Here is a 19,658-nt window from a genome sequence, read left to right as displayed (position 1 = left end):
GGAAATTACCCGTGGCAGGTCACACCCAATCCACCTAAGTTCAAGAGGGCCATCCGCGCCTATGAAGTCGCTTACAACAAAGCGGTGCGGCGCAGGGATGATTGCCAGACTGAGAAGGCCAAGTACCCGAGACTCTACCGGTAAATAGCTGTCAGGGGGCATTGGTTACGGTCTGGACTAATAAAGGCGGATCTCCTGTGTCCCTATGCCGCCTCGGCTACACCAGTGGAGAACTGCTGGGGTAACTGAGGGCTACTGGCCAACCGTCACTCCATGTCTGGCACGTCGCCACCCAGAAAGAGCGTTGTCGGCTCGCCGTATTCGCCGAGCGCCGGGTTAGCTTCACGCGACCACGCGATTACACCGGCATGTTTCCCAGCCAGTCCCTTCGCGGTCCTTATGGCCCTATCCTCGGTCTGCTGCTCGGCTGGCCCAAAGACAGGCTGAAGGTCGCCGCCCTCGTCGCGGTCGAAGGCGGTGACCACGATGAGCTTAGGGGACTTCTGCTGGGGGAGGATGTTGTCAGACACGTTGATTGCCTTTCCGCTGAGCGGGGAGTTGGGCAGCAGGCATGGGGAGCCGTTCCGGTTCACTGGGATAAACCGCAGTGGCACCGATCAAAGGCACCATCGACAGTTCCCGCTTTGGAACTTTCTGTTCGCCCTGTAGGTCTGCGATTTCCTCGTCGCGTCTTGCTATTCGGCTTTCCAGATTGGCGATACGCTCGGTCAGCAAGTAGCGGCCGACTAAGAAGCCCCCGCCTCCGAAGAGAACTGCAAACGTCGCAAAGACGGCCGGGTTCGCGAGCACCAGCGCCGAGTTGGTTTCTAAAAAGGTGATAAGTTCCTGCATGACTGTGGTTGTCACCCCAACACAACAGGCGTGTCGTCGTAGCTGACAGTTGCAACCCCGGGATGCCGATAGACCATGGCGAGTATCTTCGTCTCAAGCTCACAGTTGTAGGCCATGAGCGCCTTCACCGTCTCCAGTGGGCTGTCATACCAAGCGATCAGCTTGACGGCCTCGGAATGCAGTTCGGCCTTGGCTTCTTCGTCCAGATGCAAAATGCCCATTGCCGTTCCTCCTAACCGCCCGCCCGGCGCGGTGTTGAGCGTGCGTCAAGTTGCTCCTGAAGGCGCCCATTGAGGACGATCATCTTCTTGAGCCCCTTCATCACGTCGCCCTTGTGGAGGGCAACGAACTTGTCGGCGACGGCTTGAAGGGCGGCCCTTGGTGGCTGTCCAGCGTCACAGTGCGGTCCATGGCAGTGCCTCCAAATGTTCTATGGCCACAGTGAACAAAATAGGAACAAATCTGTCAAGGCGAATTGACCGGAGGAGGAATGAGTTCCTATTTTGGGCCATGCCTGACACTGGTGGAAGACGTAAGCGCGGCAGCGAATGGAAGCTCAGCAATGCCCACGAGGTCGGGCAGCTTGCGCGCGTTCAATGCGGGCTTTGCAACGTCAAGCGTTGGTACCAGCCGGGGGACCTGAGGGAAATCTTTGGCAACGTTGAGGCGGTGTTGGTGGGGAGCAAAATGAGTTGCGAGCGATGCGGCAAGAACGAGTACATGCACGCCGAGACACAAAACCCTTCGGCGCGAGAACGGCAGGGCATTCGGGTTAGGCGGCTTGCCGGGATAAAGGTGCTGCGGCGGGTCATCTGGCGAGATGAGAATTGAAGACGGAGCATCTGTCCGATGTTTCTAGAAGCCTTTCAGGGCGGAAGGATTGAAGAAAGAGCCCACGTCCGCCTGCCGAAATCGTCAAATATCATATAGGCTGAGTGAGTCGTGGGATCGGCGCATGATTGCTCGCATAACAAGAAAAAAACCTTTACAAACCCCGTGTTTGAGAAGGGAGAGTTGCGTAGCGAAAGCGACGTTGAGCAGAAACTTATCTACCCGTTTTTGACCAACGTCAGCTATCTCAATATTCCTTCTGCCTGGGTGCGGACGAAGGAATACATGTCACCCACGGAGATCGATAAAGCGGCCGGAAAAAGATTTGGGTACTTCCCCGATTATTCAGTCTGGCTTGGCGGACTTCCGCTCATGATTGTCGAGGCGAAGGAACCGGATGTTACCGTCGAAACTGGCCTTCGAGAAGCAAGGCTTTATGCCGGCGAAATCAACCGTCGCTACCCGCCCGAAGTCAATCCTATCGGTTACGTGCTAGCGAGCAACGGGGAGCAAATCGCGCTCTCCGAATGGGACAGCGAAACTAATGTTCTGATAGCGTTAGCGAAAGACATTCGAACCAACGGCCGCTGGATTAACAGTCGAGATCTCTACCGGTGAGCTATCGGGGAGCTGCTGATACCAAACTCAGCTTAATTTCGGATCGGGCTATAAGGCATTTGCCGAATATGGTGGCGGCGTCGCATCTTCTGCTTGCCGCCCTATTTCACCAAGGACGGGGCCGCCGGAATGAAGGCCAGCTTTCGTGGACCGGCAAGGAGCCAGTCAGCGACTGACATCGGTCGTTTGCCGGAATGCCGCCGTCGAGGAACGAGAAGGCACTGGCTGGGTGTTGATGGCCACATCGGGAGGTGAACCCATGGAACCGCGCGCCAAGGAAGAGGAGAACCTTTCCCGACTCGAACGGGCCGCGCAACAGACTGCTGATCCAAAAACTATCGAACAGAAGGCGAAAAAGCCCGAGGAAAAATTCCGCTTCAGCCTTCGCAAGGAAGACGTCTGGTGGACGGTTGGTTTCGCTGCCGCTGCTTTGCTGCTTTTTGGCATCCAAGTCCTGATCAATTGGCGCTTAGAATGGCTTGACGCGCCTTTGCGCGTTCGCGTGCTGAACTACGTCAGAGGCGGCCTTCTCATTTTCGTTATGCTGACCGTTGCGAATGTTATCGAAGTCTTTCTCATTGGCCGAATTCCCAATCGTGTTTCGCGTTTCAACCTGCAACGTATTTTTCGATTGGTCGTCGTCGTCGCCATCGTCTTCGTGGCCATTTCAGTCTTATTTGTGAACTGGTACGCTGCGGTTGTTTCACTCGGCCTGATTTCACTGATTCTCGGCTTTGCGCTGCAAATGCCGATCTCCAGTTTCATCGCGTGGATTTATATTCTGGCCAGGGCGCCTTATCGCGTTGGCGACCGCATTCGCATCGGCGATGCCCATGGCGATGTCATTGATGTCAGCTACCTCGACACGACGTTATGGGAATTCGGCGGCGAACATCTTTGGACCGATCATCCGAGCGGACGCGTCATCAAGTTTCCGAACTCCACCGTGTTTGACACGCCGGTCTTCAACTACTCTTGGCCGCTGTTTCCCTATGTCTGGAACGAAATCAAGTTCCAGCTCGCTTATGAAAGCGATCTGGAATTCGTAGCGAAAACCATGAGAGAGGTCGTCGACGAGCAGATCGGCGACATCATGAGCCGGAAGGTGAAGGTCTATAAGCACATCCTGTCGCAAACGCCGGTGGACGAACTCGAAGTGAAGGAGCATCCCGTGGTTCATTTTCGCGTCAGTGAAAACACCTGGCTCGAGGCCATCGTGCGTTACCTCGTGCCGCCGAAGGAGGCGGGGCGCACCAAAACACGCCTGATCAAGGAAATGCTGGCGCGAATGAATGCAAAACCCGATCGCGTGTTGTTTCCGAAGAGCAATTTGAGGTGAACTTCCTCACGCCCCGCGTCGCGGCAGGCAAGCCCGGATGACCGACTATATGGGCTCCGTTGATCCGGCTCGCGCATGGATGTATCGCGGGGACAATTCGCTGATCCGGTGTCTGCAGGGCAATAGCGCGAGCTGGCGGGGCTTTCATTACATGGCTGCACCCGTTCTTCTCGTCCGATATTGCGATCATTGGGTTTGGCTTCGGTAAGGATGAAACCGCGCTGGCTGTTTCTTGAGCGCGCTCGGCTCTTTCAAGCGCTTTCCATCGCGCGCCCGGCAGGCTTGGTTTGTCAGGGCGGAATTTCACACGCAATCGCCACCGCCAGCCGTTGCTGAATCAATCAGGCTCCAAACGAGAAAAAACGGCTCCTGAATTTAGTGCCGCCGAACTGCGAATAAGATCGCGGCGAAGTTCGCGCAAACTTCAGGCAGCCTTTTGACTTACTTGCAGAATCAGCGGCTGCAGCGGCATCGAGCGGTGCCACCACGGCGAAATTGTCCATAGCGCATTGCCAGTTTGGCTGGGGCGCCAGGATTCGAACCTGGGATTGTCGGTACCAAAAACCGATGCCTTACCACTTGGCTACGCCCCAACAGCTGGAACATGCCCGCTGCGCGCGGCCTTATAGGACGAGCCGGCGGAAAGCTCAATGCCGAGAATAGCAACTATGCGCGACGGATCCCCCGGCCAGAGCTTCGGTCCACGATCACCCGTCCTGGAGGGGAGTTCTGTCGCTATTCACTCAAAACAGCCATTTCATTGCCCGCCGGATCGACGAAATGGAACCACCTGCCGCCGGGGGATGAGAAGATCGGCTTGACGATCGTGCCGCCGGCATTTTCGACGGCGCCCAGGGTTTCTTCCAGGTCCTCGGAATAAAGCACGAGAAGCGGCTTGGCGGGCGCTTCGCCGGCATCAGCCTGAAAGCCTCCATTCAAGCCCTTCTGAAAAGGCCGAACAGGTCGGCCCGTAGTCGGTGAACGACCAGGAAAAGGCGGCGCTGTAGAAAGCCTTTAGCCTATCCAGCGTTCCACCAGTTGCCGCATTTCTAGATAATCAAGTTTCCGGTCAGTTACATGGCGTTACCCGTAGTTCCTGGTTTGTCCTCTTCAAGTGGCCGCCGAGCCGCAAGTCATTTTGCCACAGCTTTTTCTTAATCGATTGTAGAAGCCGGCTGGCTTTGCCGACGCCTTGCCTTTCGCAGTGCAGCATCATATCGCTCGTGTAGCGACACGGCGAAACTTCGGCTTCGTCAATCTTTTCAATCTCCTGCTACCGGAGAATAAGCATGACCAAATGGGTCTACACCTTTGGCGACGGCGCTGCGGAAGGCCGTGCCGGCGATAGGAACCTCCTGGGCGGCAAGGGCGCCAATCTGGCCGAAATGTGCAGCCTGGGCCTGCCGGTGCCGCCGGGGTTCACCATCACCACCGAGGTCTGCAACGCCTATTACGCCAACGGCCGCACCTACCCGGCCTCGCTGGAGGCGGATGTCGCGGTCGCACTAGATCATATCGGCCGGCTGACCGGGCGCCGTTTCGGCGATCCCTCAAAACTGCTTTTGGTGTCGGTGCGTTCCGGTGCCCGCGCTTCGATGCCCGGCATGATGGACACGGTGCTCAATCTCGGCCTAAACGACGAGACGGTCGAGGCGCTGGCCGCCGATTCAGGCGACGCCCGCTTTGCCTATGACAGCTACCGGCGTTTCATCCAGATGTATTCCGATGTCGTCATGGGCCTCGACCACGAAGTGTTCGAGGAAATCCTCGAAGACCAGAAGGGCGGGCTCGGCCATGAACTCGATACCGAACTGACCGCCATCGAATGGCAGGGCGTGATCGCACTCTACAAGGCCAAGGTCGAGGAGGAACTCGGCAAGCCGTTTCCGCAAGATCCGAACGAGCAGCTCTGGGGCGCGATCGGCGCCGTGTTTTCGAGTTGGATGAACAACCGCGCCATCACCTACCGGCGCCTGCACGACATTCCCGAAAGCTGGGGCACGGCGGTCAACGTCCAGGCCATGGTCTTCGGCAATATGGGCGAGACTTCGGCCACCGGTGTCGCTTTCACCCGCAATCCGTCGACCGGCGAAAAGATGCTTTATGGCGAGTTCCTGGTGAATGCGCAGGGCGAGGATGTAGTCGCCGGCATCCGCACCCCGCAAAACATCACCGAGGCGGCGCGCATTGCCGCCGGCTCCGACAAGCCGTCGCTGCAGAAGCTGATGCCGGACGCCTTCCAGTCTTTCGTCACCATCTCCGACCGTCTGGAAAAGCACTACCGCGACATGCAGGATCTCGAATTCACCATCGAGCGCGGCAAATTGTGGATGCTGCAGACGAGGTCCGGCAAGCGCACCGCCAAGGCGGCGCTCAAGATCGCCGTCGAGATGGCGCGCGACAAGCTCATTTCAAAGGAGGAGGCCGTCGCCCGCATCGATCCGGCCTCGCTCGACCAGTTGCTGCATCCGACCATCGATCCGAAGGCGGCACGCGATGTCATCGGCATCGGCCTGCCCGCATCTCCGGGCGCAGCCACCGGCGAGATCGTCTTTTCCTCCAACGATGCCGAGGAGCTCAAGACGCAAGGCCGCAAGGCGATCCTCGTGCGCATCGAGACCAGTCCCGAGGACATCCACGGCATGCATGCGGCGGAAGGCATCCTAACCACGCGTGGCGGGATGACCAGCCACGCCGCGGTGGTGGCGCGCGGCATGGGCAAGCCTTGTGTGTCGGGCGCAGGCTCGCTGCGCGTCGACTACAGAGCCGGCACGCTGATGGCGATGGGGTCGACGTTCCGCAAGGGCGACATCATCACCATCGACGGCGGTAACGGCCAGGTGCTGAAAGGCGCCGTGCCGATGCTGCAGCCGGAGCTTTCGGGCGATTTCGCCGCCATCATGGAATGGGCCGATGCGGTGCGCCGCATGAAGGTGCGCACCAACGCCGAGACGCCGCTCGACGCGCGCATGGCGCGTTCCTTCGGCGCCGAAGGCATCGGGCTTTGCCGCACAGAGCACATGTTCTTCGAGGGCGACCGCATCGTTGCCATGCGCGAGATGATCCTGGCCGACACGGAAAAGGGCCGGCGAACGGCGCTCGCAAAACTCTTGCCCATGCAGCGCTCTGATTTTCTCGAATTGTTCGAGATCATGGCCGGCCTGCCGGTGACGATTCGCTTGCTCGATCCGCCGCTGCACGAATTCCTGCCCAAGACCGAGGAGGAGGTGTCCGAAGTCGCCGCCGCCATGAACGTGTCGCCCGACAAGCTCAGGCAGCGCACCGAGGCTCTGCACGAATTCAACCCGATGCTTGGCCATCGCGGCTGCCGGCTTGCGGTTTCCTATCCCGAAATTGCCGAGATGCAGGCGCGCGCCATTTTCGAGGCCGCGGTCGAAGCCGGCAGGAAGGCCGGCGCGCTGGTGGTTCCGGAAATCATGGTGCCACTGGTCGGTCTGGTGAAGGAGCTCGACTACGTCAAGGCGCGGATCGATGCCGTTGCCACGAGCGTGATGGAGGAAACCGGCGTCAAGATCACGTATCTTACCGGCACGATGATCGAACTGCCGCGCGCCGCGATCCGCGCCCAGGTCATCGCCGAGGCGGCCGAATTCTTCTCTTTCGGCACCAACGATCTGACCCAGACCACCTTCGGCATCTCACGCGACGATGCGGCCTCGTTCCTGGAGACCTATCGCCAGAAGGGCATCATCGAGCAGGATCCGTTCGTGTCGCTCGACATCGAGGGCGTCGGCGAACTGGTGCGGATGGCGGCCGAAAAGGGCCGGGCGACGCGGCCGGAGATCAAGCTCGGTATTTGCGGCGAGCATGGCGGCGATCCGGCGTCGATCCATTTCTGCGAGGAGGTCGGCCTCGACTACGTGTCGTGCTCTCCCTACCGCGTGCCGATCGCCAGGCTGGCTGCTGCGCAGGCGGCGGTGCAGGCTGCAAAGAACGGTCGCGGGTAAGCGGCCGACGCCGGCCATGGCCGCACCACCGACTGGTCGGCAGAAAAGGTTTCGAGCCGTCCCTGTTCAGGCTGGTTTGGCTTCGACCGTCACCTTGTTGGGATAGAACGCGCCGTGATCGCGGATTTCGATCATCTCGTCGAAAGGCTGCTCATAGGCCCACATCGCATCCTTGCCAGCTTCCGCGGCAGGCAGCACGCTCCAATAGCTCGCATCGCCTTTGTATGGGCAATGAGTCGACGATTCCGTCTTGCGAAGCTGGTCGAAATCGATGTCTTCGAAGGGAATGTAGAGGACCGCGGGGTAGGGGGATTCGGTCAACAGCTTGGCCCTCGTGGACGAGGCAATGACCGCGTTGCCGGCGCGTACGGTCACAGTTCCATTGTAGGGCTCGACAGTAATCACTTTATCCGGGTTGCGTTGAAAGCCGGGTGACGGATTGGCGATCTGGTCCATGACGGGTTCTCCTTGCATCGACCTAAAGGTGTGTCGGGCGTGCGCGCTGCGCAAGGCCGCCGTCGAATGCGGGTGCGAAAACCATCGCCTTTCGTGTTGCTGGGTCTCTGTCAAACCGGCCCTGCCGATGACCGATCAGGCGGCAGCCTGAAACGCATCCATCAACCCGGCATAGGCGGCGGCGATACCAGCGACCGGATTGGTGCTTCGCGACGCGGTTTCGACCTTGAGCGCACCACCGCCGGTCGGCAAGGTAAGAAGCAGGAATTGGCGGTTGCCGCCATCGCCGACGCAAGCCGCGGCGACGTGCTGGCTTTCGCCTTCGTTCTGAACGCACATCTTGAACAGCAGCTTGCCGCCGACCGCCTCAAGGGCGCCGCCGACGACTTCGATGAATTCGTCCTCGGAAACGGTTTTGGCGTCCGGCGCCAGATCGGCCAGGCTTTCGGCAAGCGAATCTTCGAGAGTCTTGTCGTCGAGCTGCGCGTCCATGCGAACCTCTTTCATTCGCCCATCACACCCCTGCCCAATTAATCAAGGTTAACGCCGACGATGGCCGGATTGTGGCGGTTTTGACTGTCGTTGCGTTCAATGTACTGCTTCTGCCCCGGTCATGGCTGGACAATCCGCCTGTTCGTCCCACAATGGAGCGAAAAACCAATGGGAGGAAAAAATGCTCGGACTGATGCAGGAATGGCCGCTGCTTTGCCACAAGCTCATCGACCACGCAGCCAGGCAGCACGGCGAACGCGAGATTGTGTCGCGCTCGATCGAGGGCCCGATCGTCCGGACCACTTATGCCGAAATTCATCGCCGCGCCTTGCGGGTCGCTGAGCGGCTCGATCGTGATGGCTTTGGGCTTGGCGACCGCATCGCCACATTGGCCTGGAATACGGCGCGCCACATCGAAGCCTGGTACGGCATCATGGGTGTCGGCGCGATCTATCACACGCTTAACCCGCGCCTGTTTCCCGAGCAGATCGTCTGGATCATGAACAATGCCGAGGACAAAGCGATCTTCGTCGATCTGACATTCATGCCGCTGCTTGAAAAGATCGCCGGCGCGGTCAAATCGGTCAGAAAGGTGATCGTGCTGACCGACGAGGCGCACATGCCGCAGACGGCGCTGCCGAACGTCGTCGCCTACGAGGAATGGCTTGACGAAGTCGACTGCGCCTTCACCTGGAAGACGTTCGATGAGAACACCGCCGCCGGCATGTGCTACACCTCGGGCACGACAGGCGATCCGAAAGGCGTCCTCTACAGCCATCGCTCGAACGTGCTGCACGCCATGATCGCGGCGATGCCCGATGCGATGGGCCTCTCCTCGCGCGACACCATACTGCCGGTCGTGCCGATGTTCCACGCCAACGCCTGGGGCCTTGGCCAGAGCGGCCCGATGATCGGCGCCAGACTGGTCATGCCTGGCTGCAAGATGGACGGCGCCTCGATCTATGAATTGCTCGACACCGAAAAGGTGACGTTCAGCGCCGCCGTGCCGACAGTGTGGTTGATGCTGCTGCAGTACCTGGAGGAGACCGGCAAGAAACTTCCCTATCTGAACAGGGTCGTCATCGGCGGCTCATCCTGCCCGCGTGCGATCACGGCAAAATTCCAGGGCAATTACGATGTCGAGGTCATCCATGCATGGGGCATGACCGAAATGTCGCCGCTCGGCACGCTGTGCACCATGAAGCCGGGCTATGCCGGGCTTGAGGGCGACGCCCGGCTCGACGTCCAGGGCAAGCAGGGTTTTCCGCCTTTCGGCGTCGAAATGAAGGTCACCGACGACGACGACAAGGAACTGCCTTGGGACGGCAAGACATTTGGGCGCCTGAAAGTCCGCGGACCGGCTGTCGCGCGTGCCTATTATGGCGGCATCGGCTCCGAACAGTTCGACGAAGAAGGCTGGTTCGATACCGGGGACGTCGCCCATATCGACCCGAGCGGCTATATGCAGATCACCGATCGCGCCAAGGACGTCATCAAGTCGGGCGGCGAATGGATCTCGACCATCGAGCTCGAGAATCTCGCGGTCGCTCATCCGGATGTGGCGGAAGCGGCCGCCATCGGCATCCGGCATTCGAAATGGGGCGAACGGCCGTTGCTTGTCGTCGTCCGCAAGCCGGGCCGGGAGCCGACCAGGGCCGATATCCTCACTTTCATGGACGGCAAGGTGGCGAAGTGGTGGATGCCGGATGACGTCGCCTTCGTCGGCGAAATTCCCCACACCGCTACCGGCAAGATCCAGAAGACGCTCCTGCGCCGGCAGTTCAGCGACTATCGCCTGCCGACGGACTGACTGACATGACGTCTTTCGCCTTCAAGCCGCCGCTAAACGGCGCAAAACGCCCGTTCGGGTGAAGCAGTGCTGAAAACAATGGAAATTCCCGAGCGGCAGACGTCGAGGGCGGCCGGCTGGTCGCGGCGGGCAGGCGCTTTTTCGGCGGTCCTGCTGCTGACCGTTCTCGTCGGCCACCGCTATCAGCTTGTTGAAACGCCGGCGTTCCTTTGGTTGCTCGGCATTGTCGCGCTGCTTGCCGCTTTCGCGCTGTTGTTCGCCGGATTTGCCTTTTCGAGATTCTGGAATTTCGGCGACCGTGGCGGTCGCGATCTCACCGTCGGCACGGTGCTGGCGCTGCTGGTGCTTGCTCCTTTCGGCATTGCCGCCTACTGGGCAGCGACTTCTCCACCGCTCAGGGACATCTCGACGGATTTCGACGATCCGCCGGTGCTCGACACCAGCACCCGGACCGCGGATATGAAAGCGCTTTCGCCGCCGACCCCGGGCGAGCGGCGCCTGCAGGCCGAGACCTATCCGCTTGTCACCGGACGCAGCTATGTCCTGCCTTTCGATCGGGTCCTGGAAGCAGTCGCAACCGTGCTCGGTCGTCGGGATTGGCAGCTTGCGGCGCCGTTTCCCCGTGCGATCGGGCAAAGCGAGGTGACGATCAACGCCCTGGCCAGGAGCTTCATCCTCAGCCTTCCCGCCGACGTCGCCATCCGGGTGACCGACGATGGCGATGCGGTCATCGTCGACATGCGTTCGGCCTCGCGTTACGGCCGCTACGACCTTGGCGACAACGCGGCCCGCATCGTGGATTTCCTGGCCGAGCTGGATCAGGAAGTCGCCGGCCAGGTCGGCACGGCCCCGGCCGAGTAGCCCTACGCGACGGGCGCAAAAATGCCGTCGATCGCCGGGTCGCCGTCGGTGCTCACCAGGCCGCGGGCCACCAGGTCCTCGAGATGGGCAAGCGCCGACAGCCCGGCAGCGCCGTGCAGGCGCGGGTCGGTATCGTGATAGATCGCCGTGACCATCTCCTTGATCGTCCGGTCACCGCTTCTGATCCGCTCCAGGATCGCTTGCACGCGCATCCTGCGATGCGACTTCAACTCGCGCATGAAGCTGCGCGGCGCTGTCACCGGCCCGCCATGGCCGGGCAGCAGCAGGCGGTCGTCGCGCTCGATCAGCCGATCCAGCGAGGCCATATAGTCGGCCATGGCGCCGTCCGGCGGCGCTACGATGGAGGTATGTGGCTGGGTATTATCCACCCAACGCCCGAAACTAGACAGGGATAGCCCAGACGAATTACGGAAGTGCGGTAACCAACCCGCGGATAAGAGCTGGATCAACCGTCGTCTCAGGGCCCCATCCCGTCCCCGTGCTGCCCCCATCAACGAAGAACAAACCTCGTGAAGGACACGGGGGCGGAAAAGTTCATCCATCACTCTTGACCACGATCAAAAGAGCTTGTCGGTAGCGCCTATCGGCTATAGCACGAACTGGGACGGTCCCTCATTCGGATGTAGCATTTTGATGTTGCGCGTGGTCGTTTCGGAAATCGAGCTCGATTTCGCGATCAGTGCCAGCATATGCATGGAGAACCTTGTTGCGCGTACTTGTCACCGGAGCCGCGGGATTCATCGGCAGTCATGTTTGCCACCACCTCCTGAGCAAGGGGGAAGCGGTCGTCGGCGTCGACAACATGAACGACTATTACGACCTTGAGTTGAAAAAGGGGCGCCTCGCCCGCTTGCAACCTCACAAGGATTTTTCATTTCACCAGATCGACATCGCCGAACAGGGCGCTCTTGCCGACGCTTTGGCCGGACAAGGCATAACCAGGATCGTCCATCTCGCCGCTCAGGCGGGTGTGCGCCATTCACTCGACGATCCGAGGCTCTATGTCCGTTCCAATGTTGTCGGCCATCTCGAAGTGCTCGAATTCTGTCGCGCGCAGCCCGCATTCGAGCATCTGGTCTATGCTTCGTCGAGCTCGGTCTATGGCGGCAATCGCAAAGTGCCGTTCAGCGAGACCGATCAGGTCGACAAGCCCGTCTCGCTCTACGCCGCCACCAAGAAAACAGATGAATTGATGAGCCACACCTACGCCCATCTCTTCGGGGTGCCGCAGACCGGCTTGCGATTTTTCACCGTCTACGGTCCCTGGGGCCGGCCCGACATGGCCTATTGGATATTCACCAAGGCGATGCTCGAAGGCAAGCCGATCCGGGTGTTCAACAATGGCGAGATGTGGCGGGATTTCACCTATGTAGACGATGTGGTGAGAGCTGTCGTTGCCGTGCTCGACAAGCCGCCATCGGCTGAAGTCCCGCCCAGCAGGCTCTACAATGTCGGCAACAACCGGCCGGTGCGGCTGGGCGATTTCATCGACACTCTGGAAAAACTGCTCGGCGTAAAAGCGATCCGCCACAGCGAGCCGATGCAGAGCAGCGATGTCGAGCGGACCTGTGCCGACATGACGGCGCTGGAGCGCGATTTCGGCTTCAAGCCGAGCGTTTCGATCGAAGATGGGCTGAAGAAATTCGTCGACTGGTATCGGTCCGATTGGGCTGCGGGATCAACGACAAGGTGACTGCGGCCTGTCGTACCCGTGTTGCTTGTGAACTAAGCTCCAAGAAAATTCGGCCAGAGGTCGCAATTCCGTCTTGGGGGATCATAGTGTGGTCCTATGCTCGGACAACGGTACAGATAATTTGTCGGGATTGTAGCGCAATCCTGACTTGGCGTTTACTCAAAGTTTGACAGGCTGCGATGTTAACGTTCAGCTCTTCTTAGTGAAGAAATGATCCGATAACAACAAAGGTTGCGGTTCGCTGTTTCACTTTTCATTTTGCGAGATGGAGGATGTTTTGCGGTCAGCGCCTAAATTTATTCCTGCTTTGAGTGGGATAAGAGCTATAGCCGCCATTACGGTTGTTTTATCGCACTCCGCTTCATCTGGATTTTTGCCCAAGATGTTCTTAGATGGCGCAGCCAGTGTTGGTGTAATGTTATTCTTTTCGTTGAGCGGATTCCTGATGGCTTACCTTTATCTTTGGAGGCCGGTGTCGGGGGAGTCGATCGTGGAATACTCGGCGGCAAGAATAGGACGAGTCTATCCACTGTTTGCGGTAGTAATTTTGTTCTGTTGTGCAATGCATTATTTGGATAATCGATTCGCGTACGACCTTGATGTGGCCTATGCTGTTCAGCATCTCCTCCTCTTTGGAGACACAAACACTATCTGGACAATTGCTACGGAGTTCTATTTTTATGGATTATTCATACCAATTTGGGTGTGGTGTTCTTCTCGATCTCCATCAAAGACGACGTTTCGACTCTTGGCAGTGGTGGCATTGCTGGTTTTTTTATTATGGCTTATGGGTTTTCCAGGCGGCCGTATCGCAATTACGCGATATTTGCACTTCTTTTTGCTGGGGATGATCGCCGCTGCTGCCCATAGGCATATCCGCGGCGTTTCTTTGGCTAACTGGGCTCTCCCAGTATCACTCGTTATTTACGTGTTGACGTTACCTGAGGTTCTATATTGGGCATTTGGACTAAAGCATCCCGGATACGGCGTACTTCCGGCTGTCCTGATGGCTTCTATAGTATTTTTCACTGCAAAGTCAGGTCCCGCGTCTAAGACATCCCGAGTCCTTGGCGCACGGCCCATGGTTTATATTGGGGAGTTATCCTTTGGCCTATATCTATTGCATAGGCCTGCAATGTCAGTGTGGCGGGGGATACTGGCGTATACGGGTTGGGAATTCCCTCCCATGGTTTTGTTTATTTGTCTCGTTATCAGCCTTTGGGTTGCCAGCCACCTCGCTAATCGTCTCATTGAAGTGCCGGCGCGGCGATTCATCAACGAGCGATCGAAGACCGAAAGGAGCCTTCTGCGACCATCTCCTGTTGACGCTGGCTCTAATCAAGAGGCGGCGAATTGTGAGCTTTCGATCCCGGGCGAGGAGGCTGAGGTCGCGAGACTTCAGTGATTCCTCGGAGGACCGGATGAATATGCACAAGAACCCGTTGAGCCGCTCGCTCGGGAGCGGATTGTGACGCAGTGATGAGCGAGCAGACGCCGAAGGCCGTCGCGTCAGCCGAAGGCGTGTGCATGCACAGTGCGCAAGTGGATGGCCGCTTCAAAGCCGAAGGTGTGAAGGCTCAAAGATCGGTCCTCGCGACCGCGTCGTCTCTACCGACCAACGCGGCAGGCCATCATCGAGCAGGCTGAGGCCTTTTGCCGCGAACGATTGACTGGCAAAGCGATCGCTGCCGAGGTCTGCGGCCTCGCCGGCTCCCGTCAGCCGCATACTGCAGCGCCTCGGTCTCAATCGGATCGCCTCGTTGGAGCCGGCCGAACCGGACTGTCGTTACGAGCGCCAGCATTCTGGTGAACTGATCCACATCAATATTGAGAAGCTCAGCCGCTTCGAAATTCTCGCCGAACCTGGCTGAGACCCCACGACGCCGATGTGAGCGCCGCATCTCGTCGATCGCGCAGGCGCCCTTCAGGCGCGGAGTTATCCTGGAACAGGAATTTTTCTGCAGTCCGGAAAGGTGAGATCCGCCGCAACGGCTCACGCTCGCGCCGCACCAGAAATTGTGGGAAAAAGACGTGCGACTCGAACAGATTGATCAACACGTGCGTCGAAGCCCTGCGCGCTGGCCTCGAAAACGTGGATCTCATCCTGGCCCGCGCCAATCCTGGCGCCAAGCCTCATCAAGTCGAGATCGTCCGGTTGCCTGCGGCGCTCCCTGAAAGTGGCGCCCGTGGTCTTAATGCTTTTCGCCCAGGCCGCGGGCTGGTTAAGATTTTCAGGTTGGATTTACTCAGATCGCGGGAATGCGGACTCTGGCGTGTTCAAGCGGTATGTCCATAGAACGTTAGTTCGCCCGACGGTATTGTAACCCCGAGCCGTCCGCCAATGCCAGCCATCAACCTTATCGTGCTTGACGATCCCAATATTTCCCTCGAAAATCATTGTTCTGGCAGAGCGTTTCGGAGGAACTATGCACCTTGCGAGATTTCTAGCTGATCAAACAAAGGCAACACTGAAAAATCCTGCCCGTATAGGTATGGTTTTCAGTCCAACCGGTGCGCGCCGACTCCGGGCAATGGTCGTGAATAGTTTTCAACTGCGGAACATTTCAAGCGATTGGCAGCAGGACGGAAACCTGAAGAGCCGCCGCTACAATTCCTATGATCAGTATGTCAAGCACCAGCGCGCCAAAGTCGAAACGCTGGATCTCGGATCATATGACGAGAGGTACTACGCCGCCCTGGCCGATCGGCTGCGCGGCATCGAGCCAGGCATCATCCCGAAGACGGGAAGCGTGCTGTGTCTCGGTGCCCGGCTCGGAACCGAGGTCCGCGCCTTTATCGGCCAAGGATATTTCGCGCTCGGCATTGATCTCAATCCCGGCGTCGACAACAAGTATGTTGTGACCGGGGATTTTCATCACCTGCAATTTGCTGACAGTTCGGTTGATCTCGCCTTCACCAACGCGCTCGACCATGTGTTCGATATCGATAAAGTCTTGGCCGAGGTTAGTCGCGTGTTAAAGCCAGGCGGTACCTTCATCGTTGAGGCCGTCCGCGGTACCGACGAAGGCAAGGAGCCGGAATCGTTTGCAAGCTTTTGGTGGAAAAGTGTCGACGACCTCGTCGAGTTCTTCAACAAGAAAGGCTTCGAAGCAACGTCGCGCAGCCGCTTTGCCTTCCCATGGGGCGGCCATTTCCTTTGCCTTCGGCTTTCAAAATAGGCTTCACATCGCGCGCTACTAAGTCCCAAAGCAAAGTCGCGTCTGAACTGGTCTGCCCGGCGATGATCGACCGCGGTCAAATATGACTGGCGAAAATTGGCTTTGAATAGTGAAATTCTGCGTCGATTCGTCATTGCTGGTCGACAGAGCAGCTGCGAGATCGAGATACTCGAGGCGCTTGGCGGCGTCCCTGAAAGCAGTGTCCAGGGTCTTGAGCTTTCGGCCCGGGCCGCGGGCAGGGTGATGTTTGCAAGCGATGTGTGAAATGAGCCTAAAGGGGAGGACAGCGGGATTTGTCCATGTTGCAAGATGAAGAAACCGCCGCAGCGCGCTGGACGGTGAAGGCTATGTGCCGTCAGCATGCGCGCGTTCTACAATCGCCAGTGGGGCGGCAAGATCTCGGTTATCCATACCCATCTGCCCCGACCGACTTTCAGCGGCCGGGTTCGCTTGACCGAATGATAGAAGGCCCGGAAAGCCTTGCTGCAGGTTCGAAGAGATGAGCTTCGTTTTGTAGGGCGAGTTTGGCAAATTCGAACCCGACAGCATGGATTTCGAGATGGCAAAATTCTGGCCAATCAAGTCGGGCTCGGCCCGGGAAACACGGCAGGCGGAGTGACGTAATCCTCTTCGTCGCCAATCGGCCCGCTGCCCTATGTAGCAGTACACCGATCGGTTAAGGCGTCCCTGAACGTGTTATTCATGTGGTACTTCCGGGGTTGTGGATCTCTGTTGAACTACCGGCTCTGAGCAGCTAAAGCTGACACCGCTCGGAAGCTAATATGTGAGGTTAGTACCGATGGCCCATGTGCCAATCACGGAAGAGGCCCACCTGAACGGCGACATCCTTTACGGCGATGATTTCGACGAGCTCGCTATAGCTCAGTGGTATGAGATCGAGGAACGGGGCTACTACGACCTAGCGAACTCCCAACTTGTTGATCCGCAGGAAAGCGCAAATTACGGCTACCATGGCCTCAATGCCCATCACGGTCTTCGCCACCTTCATGATCGCAAATTCCCAACTTGCCTGGCGCTCGGGTGCGGTTCAGGGGCAGATCTTGAGCCTCTGGCTGCGTTTGTCGACGCGTTCTATTGCATTGAACCCGCAAAATCGTGGTGGAAAGACGAAATAGCTGGGAAGCCTGCGACTTTCGTTTCCCCCTCTCTTACTGGTAAGGTCAAACTTGAAGCAGGGAGTATTGACCTCGCTGTCTCATTCGGCGTCCTTCACCATATCCCTAATGTCACAAGCGTATTGGCAGAGATCATCCGAGTTATGAAGCCTGGCGGACTTCTGATTCTGCGAGAGCCAATCAGCTGGATGGGCGACTGGAGGCGAAAACGCCCGGGCCTGACTCCGAATGAACGCGGGCTGCCGCTGCCTTACCTTAAGAAGACAGCCCACGCCCTGAACCTTCGGGCCATTTCTTCAAGTCTATGCATGTTCACTCCTCTTGTGCAGATTACGAAGCCACTAGGGATCAAAGGTCGATACAACCGGCCATGGTTTGTATGGCTGGATGCTTTGATCTCCAATCTGCTTGCCTTCAACGCGCGTTACCGAAGAGAGACGACAATCAGCAAATTGGCCGCAGGGTCTATTTTTGTTGTCTACGAGAAGGGTGCCAGTTTGGAGAACTCGGCATCCTAGAGAGCGGGGCTTTGGCAACTGGAGCCCGCGCAAAGAGTGGGAAGATGGCTTCGATCGCGAGCGGCTGAAGCTTCGGATGATACTTCGGCCGTGCCGGCTAACCCGCTTGATGGCGTGGTCCAGGCTGCCAGGTTCGGCGCGGTAGGGACGGGAAGAATGGAACGGGTGCCCAGACTAGAGCGGAGATCGAGCAAGCGTTTGAAGGGCAGCTTGCGGCGCTTCGCACGCCCGCAAAGGTCTATGACGAAGGGGCATTGGGGAAGGCAAAAAACGGCTTGCGACCTGCATACAGGTCCTCCTTTGATGGACGGCGATGGCCGCCCATTGCTGGGCGCAAACCGCCCAGGCGGATTGCCGAGACACTGACGGTGACGTCATCATCGCTCAGATCGAGCTGCCGACCCACGCCGCCGGCGAAGGCGGGACGCAGGGCCTTCTGGCACTGAGGGACTCACCTTCGTGCCGCGCGACGAGGCCGACGCCGGCCATGGCCGCACCACCGACTGGTCGGCAGAAAAGGTTTCGAGCCGTCCCTGTTCAGGCTGGTTTGGCTTCGACCGTCACCTTGTTGGGATAGAACGCGCCGTGATCGCGGATTTCGATCATCTCGTCGAAAGGCTGCTCATAGGCCCACATCGCATCCTTGCCTGCTTCCGCGGCAGGCAGCACGCTCCAATAGCTCGCATCGCCCTTGTATGGGCAATGAGTCGACGATTCCGTCTTGCGAAGCTGGTCGAAATCGATGTCTTCGAATGGAATGTAGAGGGCCGGGGGGTAGGGGGATTCGACATGCGTTCGGCCTCGCGTTACGACCTCGGCGACAATGCGGCCCGCATCGTGGATTTCCTGGCCGAGCTGGATCAGGAAGTCGCCGGCCAGGTCGGCACGGCCCCGGCCGAGTAGCGGCTACGCGATGGGCGCGAAAATGCCGTCGACTGCCGGGTCGCCGTCGGTGCTCACCAGGCCGCGGGCCACCAGGTCCTCGAGATGGGCAAGCGCCGACAGCCCGGCCGCGTCGTGCAGGCGCGGGTCGGTATCCCTGTAGATCGCCGCGACCATCTCCTTGATCGTCCGGTCGCCGCTTCTGATCCGCTCCAGGATCGCTTTCTCGCGCATCCTGCGATGCGACTTCAACTCGCGCATGAAGCTGCGCGGCGCTGTCACCGGCCCGCCATGGCCGGGCAGCAGCAGGCGGTCGTCGCGCTCGATCAGCCGATCCAGCGAGGCCATATAGTCGGCCATGGCGCCGTCCGGCGGCGCTACGATGGAGGTCGCCCACGCCATGACGTGATCGGCCGAGAACAGGATACCGGTTCCTTCCAGCGCAAAGGCTGCATGATTGGCGGCATGGCCCGGCGTCAGCACCGTTCTGATCGCCCAGCCGTCGCCGTTTACCACCAAACCATCAGGGAGCGCGATATCCGGATTGAAGGCGGTGTCGGCGCTGGCGTCGAGCGGATTGATTTCGCCTATGCGCAGCGGCCTCGCCGGCCGATGTGGGCCCTCGGCTAGGATAATTGCGCCAGTGTGCTGCTTCAGCCGCGCTACCAGCGCAGAATGGTCGCGATGCGTGTGGCTGACGAAAATGTGGCTGACCGGCCTGTCTGCGATCACCTCGAGCAGCGTCTTGAGATGCGCATCGTCATCCGGCCCCGGATCGATCACCGCCAGCGTCTCGCGCCCGACGATGTAGCTGTTGGTGCCGTAGAATGTGAACGGGCTGGGATTTTTCGCGGTAATCCGAAGCACGTCGGGCGCAACGGTCACGCCCTGGCCGTAGGCCGGGTCGAAGTCTGTGTCGAATTTCAGCGCCATGGCCAATGTCGTTCAGTTCTGTTCCAATGCATGTCGCGCAAAAGCGCGCCCTCGGGCCTGACCCGAGGG

At 58.9% G+C, this 19,658-nt stretch carries 18 protein-coding genes, 1 tRNA gene and 3 pseudogenes; 11 read left to right on the top strand and 11 right to left on the bottom strand.

The window, feature by feature from the left end; all coding sequences use genetic code 11:
- Positions 1–266: 266 nt before the first annotated feature.
- The 3 genes from NMG80_RS26565 to NMG80_RS26555 are packed head-to-tail and all read right to left on the bottom strand — an operon-like array spanning position 267 to position 1,073.
- A complete protein-coding gene (locus NMG80_RS26565; protein WP_254020851.1) occupies positions 267–530 on the bottom strand; it encodes a hypothetical protein in 264 nt (87 codons plus the stop codon).
- The gene (locus NMG80_RS26560) at positions 523–852 is read right to left on the bottom strand and encodes a hypothetical protein (protein WP_254020850.1); all 330 of its coding nucleotides are present in this window, start codon (positions 850–852) and stop codon (positions 523–525) included. Before NMG80_RS26560 ends, NMG80_RS26565 begins: the two co-directional genes overlap by 8 nt.
- Positions 853–863: 11 nt before the next feature.
- Positions 864–1,073 (bottom strand): hypothetical protein, encoded by a 210-nt coding sequence (locus NMG80_RS26555; RefSeq protein WP_254020849.1) that lies wholly within the window; start codon positions 1,071–1,073, stop codon positions 864–866.
- Between the two features lie 289 nt (positions 1,074–1,362).
- On the opposite strand from NMG80_RS26555, the gene NMG80_RS26550 reads away from it, so the two are divergent.
- The 3 genes from NMG80_RS26550 (at position 1,363) to NMG80_RS26540 (ending at position 3,640) form a co-directional block, all read left to right on the top strand.
- Positions 1,363–1,683, top strand: coding sequence for a hypothetical protein (locus tag NMG80_RS26550; RefSeq protein ID WP_254020848.1), 321 nt, complete (start codon positions 1,363–1,365; stop codon positions 1,681–1,683).
- 111 nt (positions 1,684–1,794) lie between these two features.
- On the top strand, positions 1,795–2,301 hold the full coding sequence (locus tag NMG80_RS26545) for a type I restriction endonuclease (RefSeq protein ID WP_254020847.1): 507 nt from the start codon (positions 1,795–1,797) through the stop codon (positions 2,299–2,301).
- Positions 2,302–2,560: 259 nt separating this feature from the next.
- Complete coding sequence (locus NMG80_RS26540) at positions 2,561–3,640, top strand: mechanosensitive ion channel family protein (protein ID WP_254020846.1); 1,080 nt, start codon at positions 2,561–2,563, stop codon at positions 3,638–3,640.
- A 518-nt stretch (positions 3,641–4,158) separates the two neighbouring features.
- Here the strand turns inward: NMG80_RS26540 and NMG80_RS26535 are convergent.
- Positions 4,159–4,233: transfer RNA gene (locus NMG80_RS26535), tRNA-Gln, on the bottom strand.
- Positions 4,234–4,375: 142 nt separating this feature from the next.
- Positions 4,376–4,687: pseudogene (locus NMG80_RS26530) on the bottom strand (VOC family protein).
- 242 nt (positions 4,688–4,929) lie between these two features.
- Between NMG80_RS26530 and ppdK the strand changes: the two are divergent.
- A complete protein-coding gene (ppdK, locus tag NMG80_RS26525) occupies positions 4,930–7,608 on the top strand; it encodes a pyruvate, phosphate dikinase (protein WP_254020845.1) in 2,679 nt (892 codons plus the stop codon).
- Positions 7,609–7,674: 66 nt separating this feature from the next.
- Here ppdK and NMG80_RS26520 read toward each other — a convergent pair whose 3' ends face one another.
- Both NMG80_RS26520 and NMG80_RS26515 read right to left on the bottom strand, forming a co-directional pair.
- Complete coding sequence (locus tag NMG80_RS26520; RefSeq protein ID WP_254020844.1) at positions 7,675–8,064, bottom strand: DUF427 domain-containing protein; 390 nt, start codon at positions 8,062–8,064, stop codon at positions 7,675–7,677.
- Positions 8,065–8,199: 135 nt separating this feature from the next.
- A complete protein-coding gene (locus NMG80_RS26515; RefSeq protein WP_254020863.1) occupies positions 8,200–8,556 on the bottom strand; it encodes a hypothetical protein in 357 nt (118 codons plus the stop codon).
- A 181-nt stretch (positions 8,557–8,737) separates the two neighbouring features.
- Here NMG80_RS26515 and NMG80_RS26510 point away from each other — a divergent pair, with 181 nt between their 5' ends.
- Together NMG80_RS26510 and NMG80_RS26505 are read left to right on the top strand one after the other, a co-directional pair.
- Entirely contained in the window at positions 8,738–10,366 is a 1,629-nt protein-coding gene (locus NMG80_RS26510) for a fatty-acid--CoA ligase (RefSeq protein WP_254020843.1), read from the top strand.
- Between the two features lie 78 nt (positions 10,367–10,444).
- A complete protein-coding gene (locus NMG80_RS26505; RefSeq protein ID WP_254020862.1) occupies positions 10,445–11,227 on the top strand; it encodes a DUF1499 domain-containing protein in 783 nt (260 codons plus the stop codon).
- A gap of 2 nt (positions 11,228–11,229) precedes the next feature.
- On the opposite strand, the pseudogene NMG80_RS26500 reads toward NMG80_RS26505, so the two are convergent.
- Positions 11,230–11,595 (bottom strand): annotated as a pseudogene (locus tag NMG80_RS26500) (MBL fold metallo-hydrolase); the annotation flags it as partial.
- A 359-nt stretch (positions 11,596–11,954) separates the two neighbouring features.
- Between NMG80_RS26500 and NMG80_RS26495 the strand changes: the two are divergent.
- From NMG80_RS26495 to NMG80_RS26485, 4 genes and pseudogenes are all read left to right on the top strand, one after another.
- Positions 11,955–12,941, top strand: a complete 987-nt coding sequence (locus NMG80_RS26495) for an NAD-dependent epimerase/dehydratase family protein (protein WP_254020842.1) — start codon at positions 11,955–11,957, stop codon at positions 12,939–12,941.
- Positions 12,942–13,218: 277 nt separating this feature from the next.
- A complete protein-coding gene (locus tag NMG80_RS26490; protein WP_254020841.1) occupies positions 13,219–14,346 on the top strand; it encodes an acyltransferase family protein in 1,128 nt (375 codons plus the stop codon).
- A 16-nt stretch (positions 14,347–14,362) separates the two neighbouring features.
- Positions 14,363–14,791 (top strand): annotated as a pseudogene (locus NMG80_RS38000) (leucine zipper domain-containing protein); the annotation flags it as partial.
- Between the two features lie 576 nt (positions 14,792–15,367).
- Positions 15,368–16,120, top strand: a complete 753-nt coding sequence (locus NMG80_RS26485) for a class I SAM-dependent methyltransferase (protein WP_254020840.1) — start codon at positions 15,368–15,370, stop codon at positions 16,118–16,120.
- 345 nt (positions 16,121–16,465) lie between these two features.
- Here NMG80_RS26485 and NMG80_RS26480 read toward each other — a convergent pair whose 3' ends face one another.
- Entirely contained in the window at positions 16,466–16,702 is a 237-nt protein-coding gene (locus NMG80_RS26480) for a hypothetical protein (protein ID WP_254020839.1), read from the bottom strand.
- A 217-nt stretch (positions 16,703–16,919) separates the two neighbouring features.
- Between NMG80_RS26480 and NMG80_RS26475 the strand changes: the two genes are divergently transcribed.
- Entirely contained in the window at positions 16,920–17,774 is an 855-nt protein-coding gene (locus NMG80_RS26475; protein WP_254020838.1) for a class I SAM-dependent methyltransferase, read from the top strand.
- A 537-nt stretch (positions 17,775–18,311) separates the two neighbouring features.
- Here the strand turns inward: NMG80_RS26475 and NMG80_RS26470 are convergent.
- Both NMG80_RS26470 and NMG80_RS26460 read right to left on the bottom strand, forming a co-directional pair.
- Complete coding sequence (locus NMG80_RS26470; protein WP_436798687.1) at positions 18,312–18,617, bottom strand: DUF427 domain-containing protein; 306 nt, start codon at positions 18,615–18,617, stop codon at positions 18,312–18,314.
- Positions 18,618–18,680: 63 nt separating this feature from the next.
- On the bottom strand, positions 18,681–19,589 hold the full coding sequence (locus tag NMG80_RS26460) for an MBL fold metallo-hydrolase (RefSeq protein WP_254020837.1): 909 nt from the start codon (positions 19,587–19,589) through the stop codon (positions 18,681–18,683).
- Positions 19,590–19,658: the final 69 nt, after the last annotated feature.

The sequence above is a fragment of the Mesorhizobium escarrei genome, assembly GCF_935825525.1.
In the GTDB taxonomy this organism is placed as follows: Bacteria; Pseudomonadota; Alphaproteobacteria; order Rhizobiales; family Rhizobiaceae; genus Mesorhizobium; species Mesorhizobium escarrei.
The sequence above is the reverse complement of the archived record's forward strand: the minus strand, read 5'-3'. Positions and strand labels throughout refer to the sequence as shown.

Bases quoted from the DNA above. Each gene is read 5' to 3' on its own strand.
- ppdK (WP_254020845.1), top strand. From the start codon at position 4,930: ATGACCAAATGGGTCTACACCTTTGGCGACGGCGCTGCGGAAGGCCGT.
- NMG80_RS26550 (WP_254020848.1), top strand. From the start codon at position 1,363: ATGCCTGACACTGGTGGAAGACGTAAGCGCGGCAGCGAATGGAAGCTC.
- NMG80_RS26515 (WP_254020863.1), bottom strand. From the start codon at position 8,556: ATGGACGCGCAGCTCGACGACAAGACTCTCGAAGATTCGCTTGCCGAA.
- NMG80_RS26560 (WP_254020850.1), bottom strand. From the start codon at position 852: ATGCAGGAACTTATCACCTTTTTAGAAACCAACTCGGCGCTGGTGCTC.
- NMG80_RS26555 (WP_254020849.1), bottom strand. From the start codon at position 1,073: ATGGGCATTTTGCATCTGGACGAAGAAGCCAAGGCCGAACTGCATTCC.
- NMG80_RS26505 (WP_254020862.1), top strand. From the start codon at position 10,445: ATGGAAATTCCCGAGCGGCAGACGTCGAGGGCGGCCGGCTGGTCGCGG.
- NMG80_RS26460 (WP_254020837.1), bottom strand. From the start codon at position 19,589: ATGGCGCTGAAATTCGACACAGACTTCGACCCGGCCTACGGCCAGGGC.
- NMG80_RS26540 (WP_254020846.1), top strand. From the start codon at position 2,561: ATGGAACCGCGCGCCAAGGAAGAGGAGAACCTTTCCCGACTCGAACGG.
- NMG80_RS26475 (WP_254020838.1), top strand. From the start codon at position 16,920: ATGGCCCATGTGCCAATCACGGAAGAGGCCCACCTGAACGGCGACATC.
- NMG80_RS26520 (WP_254020844.1), bottom strand. From the start codon at position 8,064: ATGGACCAGATCGCCAATCCGTCACCCGGCTTTCAACGCAACCCGGAT.
- NMG80_RS26510 (WP_254020843.1), top strand. From the start codon at position 8,738: ATGCTCGGACTGATGCAGGAATGGCCGCTGCTTTGCCACAAGCTCATC.
- NMG80_RS26485 (WP_254020840.1), top strand. From the start codon at position 15,368: ATGCACCTTGCGAGATTTCTAGCTGATCAAACAAAGGCAACACTGAAA.